General features: G+C 41.3%; 15 protein-coding genes. 6 read left to right on the top strand and 9 right to left on the bottom strand.

Translation table 11 applies throughout. The annotated features are described in order from the left end of the window. Positions 1 to 125 precede the first annotated feature (125 nt). Both QWZ08_RS17410 and QWZ08_RS17405 read right to left on the bottom strand, forming a co-directional pair. Positions 126 to 1133 (bottom strand): YncE family protein, encoded by a 1008-nt coding sequence (locus tag QWZ08_RS17410; protein WP_290338783.1) that lies wholly within the window; start codon positions 1131 to 1133, stop codon positions 126 to 128. Positions 1134 to 1144: 11 nt separating this feature from the next. Further along, positions 1145 to 2110 carry a DUF1259 domain-containing protein gene (locus tag QWZ08_RS17405; protein ID WP_290338782.1) on the bottom strand — a complete coding sequence of 322 codons (966 nt, stop codon included), beginning with the start codon at positions 2108 to 2110 and terminating at the stop codon, positions 1145 to 1147. 431 nt (positions 2111 to 2541) lie between these two features. On the opposite strand from QWZ08_RS17405, the gene QWZ08_RS17400 reads away from it, so the two are divergent. Both QWZ08_RS17400 and QWZ08_RS17395 read left to right on the top strand, forming a co-directional pair. Beyond that, a complete protein-coding gene (locus tag QWZ08_RS17400) occupies positions 2542 to 3012 on the top strand; it encodes an Lrp/AsnC family transcriptional regulator (protein WP_290338781.1) in 471 nt (156 codons plus the stop codon). Positions 3013 to 3015: 3 nt separating this feature from the next. After that, complete coding sequence (locus tag QWZ08_RS17395; RefSeq protein WP_290338779.1) at positions 3016 to 3999, top strand: EamA family transporter; 984 nt, start codon at positions 3016 to 3018, stop codon at positions 3997 to 3999. A 251-nt stretch (positions 4000 to 4250) separates the two neighbouring features. Here the strand turns inward: QWZ08_RS17395 and QWZ08_RS17390 are convergent, their stop codons facing one another. From QWZ08_RS17390 to QWZ08_RS17375, 4 genes are all read right to left on the bottom strand, one after another. Continuing rightward, complete coding sequence (locus QWZ08_RS17390) at positions 4251 to 5087, bottom strand: AbiH family protein (protein WP_290338778.1); 837 nt, start codon at positions 5085 to 5087, stop codon at positions 4251 to 4253. 26 nt (positions 5088 to 5113) lie between these two features. Further along, complete coding sequence (locus tag QWZ08_RS17385; RefSeq protein WP_290338777.1) at positions 5114 to 5740, bottom strand: hypothetical protein; 627 nt, start codon at positions 5738 to 5740, stop codon at positions 5114 to 5116. A gap of 276 nt (positions 5741 to 6016) precedes the next feature. Then, the gene (locus tag QWZ08_RS17380) at positions 6017 to 6145 is read right to left on the bottom strand and encodes a hypothetical protein (protein WP_290338776.1); all 129 of its coding nucleotides are present in this window, start codon (positions 6143 to 6145) and stop codon (positions 6017 to 6019) included. A 64-nt stretch (positions 6146 to 6209) separates the two neighbouring features. Continuing rightward, positions 6210 to 6788: a hypothetical protein gene (locus QWZ08_RS17375; RefSeq protein WP_290338775.1), complete on the bottom strand. Its 579-nt coding sequence runs from the start codon at positions 6786 to 6788 to the stop codon at positions 6210 to 6212. Positions 6789 to 7150: 362 nt separating this feature from the next. On the opposite strand from QWZ08_RS17375, the gene QWZ08_RS17370 reads away from it, so the two are divergent. Beyond that, positions 7151 to 8014, top strand: a complete 864-nt coding sequence (locus QWZ08_RS17370) for an alpha/beta hydrolase family protein (protein ID WP_290338774.1) — start codon at positions 7151 to 7153, stop codon at positions 8012 to 8014. Between the two features lie 785 nt (positions 8015 to 8799). Continuing rightward, a complete protein-coding gene (locus QWZ08_RS17365) occupies positions 8800 to 9366 on the top strand; it encodes a hypothetical protein (protein ID WP_290338772.1) in 567 nt (188 codons plus the stop codon). 154 nt (positions 9367 to 9520) lie between these two features. Here the strand turns inward: QWZ08_RS17365 and QWZ08_RS17360 are convergent, their stop codons facing one another. The 3 genes from QWZ08_RS17360 to QWZ08_RS17350 all read right to left on the bottom strand — a co-directional run bounded on the left by QWZ08_RS17360 (position 9521) and on the right by QWZ08_RS17350 (position 15592). Then, positions 9521 to 10549, bottom strand: coding sequence for an acyltransferase (locus QWZ08_RS17360; protein ID WP_290338771.1), 1029 nt, complete (start codon positions 10547 to 10549; stop codon positions 9521 to 9523). 326 nt (positions 10550 to 10875) lie between these two features. After that, entirely contained in the window at positions 10876 to 14238 is a 3363-nt protein-coding gene (locus tag QWZ08_RS17355; RefSeq protein ID WP_290338770.1) for a T9SS type B sorting domain-containing protein, read from the bottom strand. 268 nt (positions 14239 to 14506) lie between these two features. Beyond that, a complete protein-coding gene (locus QWZ08_RS17350) occupies positions 14507 to 15592 on the bottom strand; it encodes a Gfo/Idh/MocA family protein (protein WP_290338769.1) in 1086 nt (361 codons plus the stop codon). Positions 15593 to 15857: 265 nt separating this feature from the next. Here QWZ08_RS17350 and QWZ08_RS17345 point away from each other — a divergent pair, with 265 nt between their 5' ends. Both QWZ08_RS17345 and QWZ08_RS17340 read left to right on the top strand, forming a co-directional pair. Next, a complete protein-coding gene (locus tag QWZ08_RS17345; RefSeq protein ID WP_290338768.1) occupies positions 15858 to 16958 on the top strand; it encodes a nickel-binding protein in 1101 nt (366 codons plus the stop codon). A 146-nt stretch (positions 16959 to 17104) separates the two neighbouring features. Further along, positions 17105 to 17497: a DUF4242 domain-containing protein gene (locus QWZ08_RS17340; RefSeq protein ID WP_290338767.1), complete on the top strand. Its 393-nt coding sequence runs from the start codon at positions 17105 to 17107 to the stop codon at positions 17495 to 17497. Positions 17498 to 17538 lie beyond the last annotated feature (41 nt).

The following is a 17538-nucleotide window of genomic DNA, read 5'->3' as shown; positions in this document are numbered from 1 at the left end:
TATTTCGACCTGCACGAAGCCAAAACGGTGGAGTAGATTGTACAATGCCATCCTGCGTTTATTTAGGTTACAGGTCACGCTTAAAGAAGATAGTTCAGCGAGTACTGATGCTTCCAGGTACCAGCTCAATTTTTTATACCATAAACCAATAATGCTGCGTCACTGTTAAAACTTTTTGGCTTGGCAACTATTAACCGGTTTGATTGCGGAAGAAAGAGCGAGGTTCTTGCCCCTGACCGGGAAGGTATCTTCTCAACTAAAGTATAAGTGTTGGGAGTTTCCTGCTTAAAAATATCAATGTAACCACCACCACAACTAAAATAAATACTGCTGTTTTTTGGGTTGTAAAAAATATCATCTACATCACTATCGGTATCAAAAGCTGTAATCAGTTTTCCTGAATCAGTATCCAGTACCAGCAATTTTGCAGGGTGCCTGCAGCCAATAAATAGCCGGCGACTGATAACATCTAATGCCATTGGAAAATTCGATTTAGCAGCTGTCAACTTCCATCTGTCTGTTACCACCTGCTTTTCCAAACCGATCACTTCAACCTGTTGTTTGCCGGGTACGTTTACATAGATTTTCTTTGCTGCAATATCCAATTGAAATGATTCAGGATGCCCCTGTAGCTTTATATCTGCAACCTGTCTTAATGTAGCTACGTCAATAACTGCAATACCTCCTTCACCATAACCAACATAAATTTTTTTGTTTACGGCATCATAGCGCACATTATCGGCATCGCCTGGTAACTGAACCGACGTTATTTTCTGATAAGTTGCTGTGTTAAAAATAGCACATGCGCCGTTACCACCATTTGCCACAAACAGCATGTTTTTCCCGGTGATAAAAGCGATCCCCTGCGGCTCACTTAAACCGGTGATGCTATGAATAATTTTGTTTGTTCTTAAGTCAACCACCTCTACACTGTTATTTCCGAGTGCGGCTATAAAAATATGTCCGGTAGCACTGTCAAATGCAAGATGATCAATCCTGCCGGCTACGCCGGGCAAAGCAACGGATGTAATCAGTTGAAGTGCCTGGCTCTGTTTGGAAGACTGTGCGTTGCAGCCTTCCAAACAAAAAACAGCCAGTATAATAGCAATACAATAACTTTTTAATTGACTCATTCTGCTACATTTTAATGCCCCATACCTTTTCCGGTTTTGTCTAAGGCTGCTTTTAATCCTTTTGCCAGCTTTTCAACAGGGCCAACACCCCAGTAATGCAGAAAGAAAATTTTTGGTTCTTCATGTACCATGTGATTATGAACAGCTACTACCTCAATTCCATTTTCAATAAGTGTTTTAATTACTGGTTGCACCTCATCCATCAGCATGGTAAAATCCCCGGCAACTGCGGCTCTGTCAGGAGTACCCTGCCATGCAGCCCAGGTATTGAAACCCATAAAGCTGCTGATAGGAACACCATGCTCCCTCAGCATTACATCGGGTCTGCCAATGGTGTATTTGTACACGCCTTTGCTCATTTCTCCTTTATGTCCCATCAAAGAATCCAGCAGGGGGATATTTAAAGTATTTACCACACTGTCAGCTTTGGCTGCTTTGGGATCTGCGCCTCTTGACTGGCTTACCTTGTCTAAAACAGCTTTTGCATTGGCTGCCAGAGTTGCAGCATTGCCAAAACCACCAATATGCATATACATTACATTAGGCCGGTTGCGTACAAAGTGATTGTGAATTGCGGTAATGGAAAGACCCTGCCTGATAACTTCCTGCTGTACCGGTGCTACATCGTTTTCAGATAAGATAATATCTCCCATCATCATTACACTATCCCCGCAGGGGGTAAACGCTATCCACGTACCCAATCCCATGGGGGGGATTATTTTAAAACCATCTACTACAATATGCAGGTCATTTTGCGGAACAGTAATTTTATATTCACCATTTTTTACTGTGCCTTTCATGCCGGTAACGGCAGCAATTTTAGCGGTATCAAGTTTACTGCTTTCGGGGGAACAGGCAAGGGTATCTTTTTTATTTTCAACTATGGCAGATGGCCTGGTGCCGCTATTACAGGAAGCCATCAGCAAAATTGCAATGGCAAATGCACATAATGGAATTGTTTTTATTGACTTTTTCATGTTTATTTTTTTAGCAAATTGGTATTAGTATGCTCCGTCATATCGATAATGATAAAACCCGGATGGATGATTGTTTTAAGCCTCCTAAATATATTGGAAATATTTGTTGCGCTATCGTTAACAAAATCCGCCGGCAACAGCTGCATACTGTTTCACCAATACTTTGAACCGGGTATGCCGGCTGTTGTAATTTATTTTTTGTGGGATTTTTCATACAGACTACAACTGATATAAATCGTTTCGCCTTGTCTCTCTAATGGGATATAAAATGAGGACGTTTTGAAGCTCTGCTCTGCAATTATTCAGGCCATACAGATCACTACCAGAAAAAAAATTTCATGAATGTGGAAATATTTAGCTTTTTGTTCTGTAAATATTTTTTATTTAGAATTTAATTCTGAATAATAGTACATTTACAGAAACATTCAAGTATGGAACTTATCTTAGACAGTACGGATTTAAACATCTTAAAACTGATGCAGGACAATTCCAGGATTTCCAATGCCGACCTTGCACGGGAACTTAAAATGGCGCCTTCGGCCATGCTGGAACGGGTTAAAAAGCTGGAACAGAAAAAAGTGATTCTTCAGTATACCACCCGGATTGATCCCGCTGCCCTGAACCAGAAACTGCTGGCATTTATTTTTATCCGGTCGGCAGAAGGGTTTACCTGCAGCAGTCAAACGGCACAGGCCCTTTCAAAAATTCCGGAGGTACAGGAAGTGCACCATATTGCCGGCGAAGACTGTTTCCTGGTAAAAGTGCGGATAGCAGATGCTGCATCGCTGATGAATTTAATGCGCAACTCCTTTCAGAAAATACCCAACATCGCATCCACCAAATCGGTGATTGTGCTGGAAACCGTAAAGGAGCAACAACAACTAATCATTCCAAAAAAATAAGTCATGCCAACCAGTTCAAAAAAAGAAGTTTCTACACTGCTGGTAGTAATTGCCTTTGCCACGGTTTACCTGGTGTGGGGGTCTACCTATTTTTTTATCCGCAAAGCGGTGCTGCACATTCCGCCGATGATGCTGGGCGCCATCCGTTTTTTGATAGCCGGTTCTTTACTGATGGGGTGGAGTTTGATAAAGGGAGAACGCATAGGCACCTGGCAGCAGATAAAGCCCGCCATCATCAGTGGTTTGTTGCTGCTGCTGGTAGGCAATGGGGCTGTTATATGGGCTGAAAAAACGTTGCCAAGTTCTTTGGTAGCGGTCCTTGTATCTTCCTCACCTTTGTGGTTTGTATTGCTCGACAGACCAAAGTGGAAAGAAAACTTTAGCAACCGCTCTGTATTAACCGGGCTGGTGATCGGCTTTGCGGGTGTTATCTTATTGTTCAGCGAAAATGTTACCAAAGCTTTTGCTTCTCCCGACAGCAGCAAGGCCATTGTTGGTTTGGTGGTGATCGTTATTGGCAGCATGAGTTGGGCAGGCGGCTCTTTGTATTCAAAATACAACTCTAAAACTACGGCTACCATAAGTTCAGCCTGGCAGATGCTGGCAGCAGGCCTGGCTTTTATTCCGGGTATTTTTTTAGGGCATGAATGGAGTGGTTTTCAGTGGCAGGCTGTAACCGCAGATTCCTGGTTTGCACTAATATATTTAATCATTATGGGCTCACTGGTAGGGTACAGTGCCTATGTATGGTTGCTGCAGGTGCGGTCGGCCACACAGGTTAGTACCTATGCGTATGTAAACCCGGTGGTAGCTGTATTGCTCGGCGTATTCTTCGCCAACGAACACATGAGCCCGCTACAGATCACCGGCCTCGTGGTAATTCTTACAAGCGTGCTGCTGATCAACCTGTCAAAATACCGCACGACGCAAAAGAAACCGGAGTTGAATTGTACCGTGAAAGGAGTGGTGGTGGAAATGGGGAAATGAGAAGACTGGTGTTTTTAGATATACACTAAGAAAGCAAAGCATATAACAGTGATTGTAAAAGAAAGAATTGGTGTTGATCCATCAGGCGCCTGACTCCTGTCCGGTGTCCATTTGTTACTAAGGCCTGCGATTTTTTGAGATGGTATGTTTGTTCTGAGAGTAGTAACAGGCCAGCATAGGAAAGCTACCATGCTTCATTCCTAACAGCTTTTCATTGTTTAACACTCCTGCACCTGCCTGATTAGAAGACGCTATTTTGAACTATCAATAAGTTCAATAGGGCTATAACGCTTAAAAAGATTCATTTTATTTCCCGTCATTTGGTCGATTTCAGAATTTAGGCTATCAAGTGCGTTTGAACCAAAGTGATGCAAATAAATTGTCCCTTTGGCCAAGTTGGTACGTTTAGTCCTTTCGACAAAAAAGCTTTTAAAATAACTATGGTCGCTTTCACCAAGGGAATGCCCAAAAATATGTAAGTCCCTACTTGCATTCATAAGCTTTTCCAAAGCAAAAGCATTATAAAAATTGTTACTGGACTTTTTAAGAAACACATCTCGTTTTCTAATCTTTGCGCTATCCTCAATTCCAAAAATTATATTTTTTGCTGCAAGTGATCCATGTACCTTTTTTAACCAACTTGATATTTCCCCGTTTGTTATACCAATTTTTTTAAGAATAATTTCTGTTGCGGATGTGTAGTTATAATCTAAAATGATACACTCATCGATTACAACATGTTCAAGGAATTTGACTGCGTTTGAACTCATGTTTATTTGTGGGTAATCAATTGTTCCTAAATATGACATTAATGCGTCACAGAGTAGTGTAAATTCAGGCTTAATATCTTTGTCCTCATCCTTTTTCAAAGAAACTGAAATTTTCTTTAGCTGATTTTCTATATCTATCCAATTTGCTTCATTATAACGTTGATGGAGCTTTTCAGCAATTGAATTTTTATTGTCTAGCAGTTGCTGAAATTGAGTGCTTTTAATAAAGTCACCATAACTCGTTTTTAAGCCAAGTGACAGATCAAAGCCATTGCCTATGATTACAACTTTTTTTAAGTCAGAAGAAGCTTGGTACATAGAAGGACTTTAAAAATTTTGCTTGACTATAATTTTGATTTTATGGTTTTCAACCTCCTATCTTCTTCAATTTTTTGTTGTATAGCTTCAACGGCAATTTGATGAAGTTTACTATTAAACCGGTCAATATCTTCATTCATAAAGCTGAGCGTGGTTTCAAGGTCGTTTAAAACTTTGTCTCTATCCTGTACAGCCAGTTCTATAACTTCATCAGGAAGCTCAACACGTGCATATCGTGTAGGTATCAAAAATTGAATGGAGGTTTCACGATCAATAAAATCAATATTAAGCTGTGGTTGGTGTGGACTTGTTGGATAATAATACGCTAATGTTTTTTGTTTCCTGTTCCAATTAAGCTTAAATGTATAAGTTACACAAGCTGCATTACGATAATCACCATGAATAGAAATTTCGCCTTTGTTTCGGTCAATTGGTACCCGCTCAATTGTAACATCACGATCATAATTGGCCCTATCTAAAGTTAAACGTTCAAGAAGAAAATCGTTAATGAATTCACTTGCCTCTTTTTCTATATCATTAAACTCTGTATTTGTGTTGATAATGTCTTTCAATTGGGCAATTTTTTTTTGCTCATACTTAAAAAAAGGCTCTTTGGAAAATAACTTAGGTTTTTCAAAAAGTATATTGAACATGGATTAATGTTTTCAGATAAAATTACCTTTAAACAATCTAATATCATTCAAAAGTTTATTCACTTATTAACACCCAGCAATGGCTCAGTTTCTTTGCTGCTGTCGGTAGAATAACTTAACGTAGCCGATGGTTTGTTTTAGCCGCTGTTGGTGAATAATTTAATATAACCGTTAAAGTTTTTTATTCCCCAGGCTTCAGTTGTTATGTCTTTAAAAGAGCCAACTATCACGAGTTGTCAAATAAGACCAAACGACGTTTTTGAAATGATAAAAGTTTTAAGGATGATATAGCGGCATACCAACTATAGCGGGAGATATCTCCAGCAACAAACCTTCCCGCTCAGCAATAACGGGCATCAATAATCGAAGCCGGTAAAAATTCCGGGGTACTGCAATATTCGCCATTGGCCAGCCGGTAACGCAATGCCACTGCAGTAATGATCACAGTACTGGCAGGGGCGGGAAGCGGTCATTGCATTGTCTGTGCAGGAATAAGCGTATCCGTATAGGGAATCTCCATCGTGGTGGCGTGGCTGCCCATTGGCGCAGCACCCATCAGTATACAGCCTGCAACGGTAATGGCACAGGTAACCGCCACTGTATGTTCGGGAGCACTAATGGTTTGTGTTGGTATAAAAGCAGGGATGTGCAGGGTAATTATATTGGCAGCAGGTTGCTCCACCAACAAACCCAGTTTCCACCTTTCGGCAATACCCGGGCAATCAGTAAACCGAAACTGGTTTACAAAAGGAATAGCAGGGACAGGCGGTAAGGTGGCAGCATTAGCAGCACCCAGCCATTTTGCAATAGCGCCCGAAAACCGGATCTGCATCCGCCTGTCTTTGGGAAAAGGCAATGCCGGCTGCAGCAATTGCCGCAGGCTTTTTCCGCAGGCCGAAGCGATGCCGAAATTGCCGTTGCATACTTTGGTAGCAGCAGATAGTTTTACGGCAGCAGGCAGCGACCTTGCCATATAAGTACCGGACCTTTTAAAGAACACCACATTGTTCATCCGGCCACTGAGATAGGTCTCCATTTGTAAAGTCATACTGGTTGATTTTATTGGTAAATGTATTGTGCTCCCTTATGTCTTCTTCGCCTTTGGGAGCTGTGTTGTTTTGTACAAGTACGTTATATCTACGTTGGCTAACGTAGATATAACGCAGGGATGCCGGATGAATAACGAATGAAACCCGGTGTTGGTATATAAACGGCGGGCCTATTATTTATCAGCAATACTTTGGTTGCTTTCTCAAAACTCCATCATGTATTGCAGTCTTTTTTTGCTCCCAACCTAGCAACAACAGCGACTGCCTTATTAGTTGCCGGTAAGGACATTTGGCATTGCAGCTTACAGCCTATATATTTGAGTAGTATGCCAGTTTTCATCATTTAGCTAAAATGTACAACATGCCCCGATTTATAAAACAGTTCTGTCTTCCCTTTTTTCTTTTCACTGTAATCAATGCTACCGCACAATCAGACAGCATTGTATTGAAAGATTTACAATGGGACAAAGCGAACCCCGCAGGTTCAACAGAATTATTTATCCCTTCTGCCGGCTCAATGTTAGCCGGGTTTATTTACAGACCTAACGGAAATGAAAAACATCCCACGTTAATTTTGCTGCATGGCTTTCCGGGCAATGAAAGAAATCTTGACCTGGCACAAATTGTAAGGGCACATGGATGGAACGTGCTCTATTTTAATTACAGGGGTGCATGGGGCAGCCAGGGAAAATTTAGTTTTAAAAATTGTGTGGAAGATGTAAGCAATGTGGTTGCCTTCTGCAACAAACACCAGGACTCTTTAAAAATTGACACAACCAATATTGTATTGTTTGGTCATAGTATGGGCGGATGGGTTTGCCTTAAAGCATTGCAGCAGTTACCCCAAATAAAAAAAGGCTTCGCATTATCAACGTGGAATATAGCCGGTGATTTGAAAAATATCCAAAATGAAAAGCAACTGGCGACGTTGGTGAAAAACCCTAAAATCTTCCCTGATTATTTTGTGCTCAACGCAACAACGCTGGATATTTTTCTTCCCGCATTTAAGGACATTGCCTATTACCAACTGGAAAGGAATGGTAAGGCTTTAAGCGCCAAACAAATAATGATGCTGGATGAGCATACAGGCAACAAAGCAATTGCTGATTCAATCAAAGAACAACATGGTTCGTTTTTCGATTACGAGGTTTGGGAAACAGATCATGGGTTTACAAATAAAAGAGTTTCACTGATGAATAAACTTATTTCGTTCCTTGACAGGTAAATCAGCTTAAGGTAAAGTTCACTTAAGCAGCGGTAAACAATGTAATATATTTTTGTGCAAGCATGGATCTCCAGGCTTCAGTTGGTATGTCTTTAAAATAGCCAACCATCAGGGAGGCCGTTGTTGGTCTTATTGACCAACAACCGAAGCACACCCCATAAAACTTTTAGGTATTGAGTTGTACTCCCATGCTGTTTTTATGCAGAAGCTTGAATACATACATTGGAACCGGTGAAGTCCGGTTATGCAGTTTCCCGGAAGAATATTATTATTCGTCAGCCCATTTTATAATACAGGGATCGATAAGTCTAACATGTTTACACATTACTAAAATACAATGCTACGGTTGTTGGTCAATAAGACCAACAACGATGTTTTGAAAGATTTAGACGCTCTTAAGTTCAATGACGCAATGATACTGACCGAGATTGCATGTCAATAAAACTTCGCACACGCTGCTGCTGGCAGAATAGTTTCGCCGCTGTTTGTAGAATAATTTAGCCTAGCTATTGTTTTCTTTTTTGCGCATATCCCAGACGTTAGCATCCAAAAACAAAAGAGTAAACTACAACGCAGGCTCAGATGAAATCATAAGGCAATGTATTTTTTAATTATTATGTTGTCGTCCTGTAGAAAACAACATAAATCTCCTTAGCAGAAATCTGGCAAATGAGAAGAGGATAAGCAATTTATTTTGGGTAAATAGCAGATCGGATAAAAGAAATAGCTTATTATTATATCAGCAACATGCATATTACCCTTAAAATAATCAAACAGCTTTCCTTATGAATCCAAGAAAATTATTCAACGTTATCCTGAAAATATTCGGGCTCTTTTTTTTACGGGAAATTATCAATACCATTCCGCAACTTGTTACTTCCATTTTTAGATATTTTGTCAGCTCAGATGCAGGACCCATTATTGTAACTTTTCTTGTCTCAATATTTATTCTTTCATTGTATACTCTGCTCGTTATGCAACTGCTGTTTAAAACCAATAAATTTATTGATATGCTTAAGCTTGATCAGGGATTTTCAGAAGAAGCGCTTTCGTCAGATAATCCGGACGAATTCGTAAAAGGCATTTCAAGTACAGCAATATTGACTATTGCGCTGATAGTAATAGGAGGCGTAATTCTAACGGATGAAATCCCCAATTTTTGCAGACAATTATATGTGTATTTCAGTCAGAGTAGTTCAAAATACAACTCAGTAAAGCGGGACTCTTCCTACATGATTTTTTCCGCCGCAAAAATTATTATCGGGCTACTATTTTTGGGAGAAAGAAAAAGAATTGTTGATTTTATTGAGAACAGAACAACAGATAGTGCTGACGAAATAATTGAAGAATAGACTTCAGCGTTCGTAGACAATTGCCGGTCCATACCTCAGGGTAAAATGAATATTAAACGACCAAAACCATCTTTTACAAAAAAGGCGGTACCGCTGATCATTGGCCCCCAGCCAGCCCTGTACCAGCCAACAGATGGGTTACCAGCTCAACACTTTAACCAGCCAATTTTTTTAAGACCGGTATTTTTTTCATTCCCATTATTAACCCGCATGAAATAACCAGGCAGGCAACAGTTATTAAGGGTATGCTTATTATGGGATGAAGGAAATCAAACTTTAATCCGAGCCGCAAAAAAATGTTTAAAATAAGCAGGTGGGAAAGATAAATACCATAGCTATACTTACATATAATATCAACCGCCCTTTGCCAGGTTGAATGGAGGGTATAATTTCTTTGCCTGCAAATTAAATAAACGCAAAAAGACATTACACAAACATTCAACGAAAGATTGTCCATAAAAAGTTCGTTGGTTTCATTCCCGTGTATCGAAATAAAATAAGTACGGATGGCTGTGTACAAAAATCCTGTGAGGAAAAGAGAGAGCAGCAGCAGCTGGTTAAATTTTCGGGTGGTTTTTAAAAGATAATTGCCAAGCACGATATAACCTATAAAACCAGTAAAAAAGTTATAGCTGAAATTAATGTCGTAATCAGACAAATATGGGTCAATTAATAAGAAGAAAAGCCAGAGCACAAAAAAGTAGATGTACTCTTTTTCTGTAGCAACCTTTGTCCATTTTGACAGAAAAGGGAATACCAGGTACATGCTCACAATAACATACACAAACCACAAGTGTGACGCGGTGCCGGATAAAAACTGGTTGCCTGTAAAGGCCAGTAGCTGACCCATACTTTTAGCTGGGTCGGTCAGTTCTTTCCAGGAAAAAAAGAAAAGATACACAACGCTCCAGAAAAGGAAAGGCACTATTATCCGGTGAAACATTTTGGCAAAAAAACTCCTGAGCCGGTTATCGTAATTTTCCAGTGCAAACGAGCCGCTAAGCATAATAAAGACTGGCACAGCCCATCGCACAGATGAGTCAATAAAAATACTGGTCAAAAAATAAGATTTTGAAATAGCAGGATATAAAGACGATATGGTGGAAGCAACATGAAGCACAATGACTGCAATGGTGGCCGACGCCCTTAGATTATTTGCCCATATTAATTTAGCCGAACCCATAATTGTAAAAATTAAACTTAATCATAAACTTTTACTTTTTTTTAATTCAATTTTTTATTCTGTCAGGGCATGGGTTTTCGTCTCATAGTGATTCTTTAATTTCAAAGAATACTAATTGTTACAAGCGCAACTGCTAGCTTATTCCCTTAGTTTTTTTCCATTATTGTAGTGCACGGAGGGGAACTATGGTATTTTTGGGACTGCTAATAATCTTTAAAGATAAAAGATAGCGTCTGCTGAAAAAATGTGGCAAATATGGTTGGCTGATTTTCCTGTTTGCTTTTAGACCCCCATTCCCGCGTAAATCGACTGCCCTTTCATTTCCCTTACCGGATCAGGAGAACAGTACCTTTCAAAGTCTGCACTTTATTATGGTCATCTGTAAATCTAATTAGCCATACATAACTGCTTTGCGGGAGCAATTGCCCTTTTGACTTGCCATCCCAGCTGTCGCCGATTTGACTGGTTTCAAAAACCTTTTCTCCAAACCGGTTGTACACCGTCATAAAGTACTGCTGCACAGTAAATGGGTATTTTACTTTAAACACATCGTTGAGCCCATCTCCGTTAGGAGTAAAGGCTGATGGCATTTCAATTATGCAATTACCTTCCATTATAGTAATGCTATCAAAATAACTACCGCAGGAATTGGAGGTTTGAAGTGAGTAGATGCCTTCCTTTATAACAGTAAAAGTTGGATCATGGCTTCCATCCTGCCAAAGAAAGTTAGCGCTGGTATTAATTGTTGGCCTAAGTAAAAGCTGCTGTCCTTTACACATAAAAGTATCTCTTCCAAGTGTAAACAACGGCAAAGGCCTGTATTGTAAAGCAATTGTATCCGCAACGCTGCAGTGGCCGAGTGATACAGTAACTGCATACAGTCCCTGATTTTTTACGGAATAAGTAGCAGCGGTACTACCGTCCTGCCAGATATAGGTAGCACCTGTATTGGTGGCATTCAGCAGCATTGTTTGTCCCTCACAAAGGGGTGAATCTTTTCCCAGCTGTACTATTGGCAGGGATGTATAAGTTACCTGTAAAGTATCCATTGTGCTACAGCCCTGTTGTGTTGCCTTCAGCCAGTAAATTCCGGGCCCCGTTACATTAAACATATTTGCAGCACTGCCATTGCTCCACAGGAAGTTACCCTGCGGAAGGCTTACATGCAATAATAGATTTTGTCCCTGGCAAAGACTCGTGTCCGGCCCTAAACTAAATACAGGCATGGGATATACGCTGGTCACTTGCAGCGTGTCATAAACATAGCATCCGTTGAAAACTGCTCTGATACTAAAGCTACCTGGCTGATTGATCTTAATCCATTGCTGTTGCTGTCCGGTGTTCCATTCATAGCTGCTAAAACCTGGCCCCGCATCCAATACCAGTTGCTGGTTAGCACAAAAGCTGGTGTCATTGCCAAGCTGTATGGAAGGCGTCTTTTTTACTGTTACAAACAATGAGTCGGAAGTAAAGCAACCTGGTGTTTTTTCGGCAGTGACTTTAAACCAGCTGCTGATTGTTGGCATAGCCGTAATGTATTGCAGGGTATCATTGTTGATATTTTCGCCCGTCCAGTGGTAATGTAAAAAAGCCGCCGGAGCCTTAAGGGTAATATTTTCTTTATTGCAAATAGAGGTATCTGCACCAATATCAAAAGATATGGGCGAATGGCCAGCAACGTAGACTGTATCACTGAATGTGCCCTGGCAGGCATCGGTTACTGTAACATAATAAATACCGGGAGCTTTTACCGGGAAAACAGAGTCTGTTGAACCGTTTTGCCATTTATAGGAAGTGTAGCCTTTTTTAGCATTTAGCAATACTGTATTGCCAGGACAAATAACGGTGTCAGTCCCCAGGTTAAGCAATCCCGGGCTCTGCAATACGGTTAGCCGTACAGAATCTTGCAACAACCGACAGCCACTAATGGTGGCCCGTAATACACCCTGCCAGGGTTGATTAATGATGGCAGTTGCTGTCGTATCATTTTGCTGGTATAAAAAGCTGACCGCCGTAGCTTCGTAACTCCAGGATGGTACAGCACCGCATTCTTTATTTTTATGTATGTTTATCGTGACAGGGGTACCAACGCAGACAGTATCTTTTGATACAGACAGACGAAGTGAATCGCAAAAACTTACCTGTTTACAATTGGATAAAATGGTAAAGGCGTCGTTAGATATGCCTTCAAAAGGATGTAAATCTTCTGAGAGTACATTACTATCAATAACCTGAAAATAGAATTGATTCTTTTCATAGAGCTCTTTCTCCATTATAACGGCTGTAGTATCTGATCCCAGGCAGGAGCCCGTGGTATCGCTGTTGTGCATCCGCATAAATTCGGTATAAGCTGAAGAGGTCTTATTATCACCAACAAAATTGACAATGATTTGTCCGCCGTCATCCATCGGTAAAAAATTGCTTGTCCAGGAGACATACTGATCCGGGTGTGGTATGAACCGCTGCTTTAATACCTGCCCATTTTTAAAGCTTCCATATAATGACTCAGGTTGCAGGCCGGTCGCGTAACCCAGCCTGGCAAAAGCGCCGCTTCCGTCGGCAAACATGGTTGTTACCGTTTGATACCCGTATTGCGAAAAGACTGATCTTAGTACATAGGACTGTACAAAATCAAGATCCGTTGTTAATTCAATATAACCGCTATTTACATTTCTTTGGTCACTGGCAAACTGGTACTCGTCTGTTATACCCCTGCCTGTTAACGCCAGGTTGCCATTATTGAGTTTAATCATTTCATTAGGGCGGAAATCAAGTGACCAGTCGCCCGACACTGGGTCAAGCTGAGTGCCTGCAATAATATGACCTGAAGTCTTGTCTACGTCAATGCCTATGGGTAGTACGCGAAAGCCTGATTCGCTACCCAGAAAAGTCACTTTTGAACTGGTAACGTTGATACCGCATAATATGGGTGTAAAGTTGCTTGTTACTGTGGTACTCCAGACGATGTTACCATTGGCGTCCATTTTAAAGGCAAGCCCAGACCCGTGTGTTCCTCCAATTTTTACGTCACCGCAAAGATAAATGTCTCCGTTTTCGTCTTGCCTACAGTCCAGGATCTCCATGCTGCCTCTGGTGGTATCTATATTCCAGGCTGTTGTCTTAAACGTTTTTTGCCAGATTAAATCTCCCGAAGCAGACATTTTTATCAACAGGAGATCTTCGCGTCCATTGAAGGGCATTGGCAATTCGATGTCACCAGCCAGCAGCAGGGTGTTGTCTGACAGTTCCCAGGTTTTGTATATATCCACCATATAACCCGGGTAACCTGCCCTGATACGCCTGCTCCAGAGTGTATCGCCTAGCTGATTGCACTTTACCAGATGAGCATCTGTCTGATGATTAGCAGTCGCAAGTTCGAAGCCGGATATCAATATATTGCCATCTCTTGTTTTTGTAAGCTGAGCCGGGGCAAACCATTTTCCAGCAATGCTATAATTCAGCCGGAGACTGGTATCAAAGCAAGTGGAAACTTCATCTCCTGGTGAAAGCACGGAAGGAATATGGCTGTACCGTTCTAAAAGAATATTTGTTTTTTGTACACTTTGAGCTGTTCCATTTACAGGCTGGTTGAAAAATGGCCCAGGGTTAAAAAGCCGTCTGATATCAGGTCGCTGGCTGCTGAAGTTTTGGGACTGGCGTAATAATTTTATTTCTCCGGAGGTTGCCACCTGAGCGATCATTTTATAGGGCAGGCACAAAAGCAAACAAATGATTAAGCAGGCTGATTTTGGCAAACTGGTTGGTTTATAATTTTAACGAAAAGTAGCCAATATTTTGATAACAGGTTTTGTAAATACTTTTTTCTTGTGAAAATGCAAACTTTCAAGAAATATTCTCTCGTCACGCGGGGTATAATTGAAAAGCCGGTACAAAATTTTTTTATAAAAATTTGTACCAGCGAATTAAATTTTGCATTCAATAATACAATAGCAATTTTTAAAGTAACGATACAACCTGTCCCGTCCTGATCGATTCATCACACGCAAAAGCAATCCGTAAACTGTTCACTGCATCTTCGGCATGAGCGCTGAGGTCGGTATTTTCCAAAATGGCTTTTAAAAAATAACGTTGCTCCCGGTTGCAAAGTTCCTGGTGATCGGGCTCATCTTCCAGGTTGATCCATTCATCCGGTTTCAGAAATTTTTCATTTTGATCCAGGTCTGCATGATGAAAACGCAACGACTCTGTTTTGGTGTGTGCTTCAATCGACGAAGATTTGCCTGTACCGCCTGCTTCTTTGGCCACGATGGATACTGAGCCTTTTGGACCAAAGACATCCTTTACGAAAAAGGCCGTCTCGCTGATCATTGGTCCCCAGCCCGCTTCGTACCAGCCAACGGAACCATCTTCAAATTTTATTTGCAGCTGACCGTAATTATAATTACCTGCAGGGATGGCTTCGGTAAGTCTTGCACCGATGGCATGTACGGCAACAGGTTTGCTTCTCGTCATCTGGCACATCACGTCGATATAGTGTACACCACAGTCTACAATCGGGCTCAGGCTGTTCATGAGGTTGCGGTGCAGTGTCCACATGGCGCCATCGCTTTGCTGGTTCAGGTTCATGCGCATTACAAGTGGTTTGCCCAATTGCCTGGTTAATTCAATAAAGCGCTCCCACGAAGGATGATGCCGCAGGATATAACCTACCACTAACTTTTTACCGGCTTTATTTGCAGCGGCCACAACGTTTTCTGCCGCCACAACAGAGGCAGCCACTGGCTTTTCTATAAACACATGGCAACCGCTTTCGAATGCTTTAATGGCAAAACTTTCATGTGTATCAGGATAAGTAGAAATGCAAACGGCATCAGGCTGCGTTGCTTTCATGGCGGTATCCATGTCATCAAACAAGGCATATTGATTGCCCAGCCTGGCGTTCAGCAGCTCTTTGGATTTCCCCCTGGATACCAATCCGCAGATTTGAAATCCATCTGTTGTATGATATGCCATCGCATGAGAAGCACCCATGTTGCCACAACCTACTACCAGGATGCGCAAGGCTTTTATTTGACTTTGCATAATAAGAATTTGTTTATGTTATCAAAAGGCGAATGTAAAGTAAAACTTGTTTAATTGTCTTGTGATGGGCGTTCTGGTATTAAAATACCAGCTGATAGTATTGCAAGGGTTGCCGGGTGACTGGCAAAAGCACTGACCTGTGCCTTTAACCCGTTTTAATATTTTGCCAGTGTTTGCCGGATTGTATGATTTATCGCATAATTTTTTCTTAGCTTTAAAGTGACAATTTTTTGCACCGGACTGCATTGCAGCTAAAAAAACAGGGATGCCGATTTACATGGATGTACATATTGTTCCCGGCGTTAAAGCCAATAATGTAGCCGAAGCTCACCGGCTGGATATGGTGCACCAGGAAGAGTTTAAATGCAAGTGCATGACCTATTGGATAGATGAGGAAAGAGAAAATGTTTTTTGCCTGATTGAAGCGCCCTCGAAAGATGCGGTGGAAAAAATGCATGGGAAAGCCCATGGCCTGATACCCAGTAAAATAATTGAAGTAAGTCCTGAAGTAGTGTCGTCTTTTTTGGGAAGAATTTACGATCCCGCCGAAGCGGTTACCACCGATGAAGGGCTGAAGGTTTTTACCGATCCTTCGTTTCGCACGGTACTTGTAATCAAAATTTGTGATCCCGTTTTACTGCAGGCCAGGCTTGGCGTTGATAAAGCCCGTGCACTACTGAACCTGCAGAATGATACTACCAGGAAACAGCTTGTACAATACGGTGGAAGGGAGGTGGAATCTGGCGGTGCCGGGTTTATCATCTCTTTTACATCCGCCTCAAAAGCGGTTTCCTGCGCCCTGGCTATTCAAGAACAAATGAAGGAATATGATGCTGGATTAAGTGGCGCCAGGATGGCCATCAGCGCCGGGGAGCCGGTAGAAAACAGCAATAAATTATTTGGAGATACTTTGCAGCTTGCAGGGTATATGTGCGCCATTGCCGGCCCTTTGCAGGTAGTTGTAGCTGCTGCCGTTAAGGAACTGGTGGCAAAAGATCATTTCAAAATAAAGAGTGATCATTTTTTACTACTTTCTCCGCAGGATGAACAACTGATGCAGCAGTTGTTCGGCATATTGGAAACTAACTGGCAACAGGCTGAATTTGATGTGGAAGATTACAGCCGGGAAATGGCCATGAGTAAATCGCAGTTGTATAGAAAAACAATTCAGCTTACCGGTTTACCACCCAATATATTATTGAAGGAATACCGGCTGGAAAAAGCCAAAGACCTGATGCGGAAAAAGCACTTTAACATAGCACAAATAACATTCGATTCAGGATTCAGCAGCCCATCTTACTTTACCAAATGTTTTAAAAATAAGTACGGTCTTTTACCCATGGCCTACCTCGACCTGCTCCGGTAGGGCATTATACTCAACGAGCTAATTTTATCATTTTTTGAACGATTTGTAGCAGCCCGGATACCATTTTTTGAATGATTTGTAGCAGCCATTCGCCCGGTTGCAATAGTATCTTTATTGTATCAGCTAACAATTTAAAAACTACAACTATGACGTTCATCACCAGGCGGTTTGCACTGCTCATTGCCATCCTGCTATTTACAGGCTATGCCTCCATAGCCCAAAACACCAATGTAACAACAACTTCCACCACTAAAAAATCAACTGAAATGAAGACTTATTTAATCGAAAGAGAAATTCCCGGAGCCGGAAAACTTACTCCGGAGCAATTAAAAGGCATCTCACAAAAATCCTGTTCTGTGCTTACAGAAATGGGGCCTAAAATTGAATGGCTGCAGAGCTATGTAACAGGCGACAAAATCTACTGCATCTATAAAGCCGAAAATGCAGAACTGATAAGGGAACATGCAATGAAAGGCGGATTTCCGGCCAATACCATTGTTGAAATTGGCTCAGTTATAAGTCCTGCTACGGCAAAGTAATTTATAAAGCAGGCATGAATTTTTAAACCCGTTGTATCAAC

Origin of the sequence: Ferruginibacter paludis (assembly GCF_030409685.1) — a bacterium.
GTDB classification, from domain to species: domain Bacteria; phylum Bacteroidota; class Bacteroidia; order Chitinophagales; family Chitinophagaceae; genus Ferruginibacter; species Ferruginibacter paludis.
The sequence above is the reverse complement of the archived record's forward strand: the minus strand, read 5'-3'. Positions and strand labels throughout refer to the sequence as shown.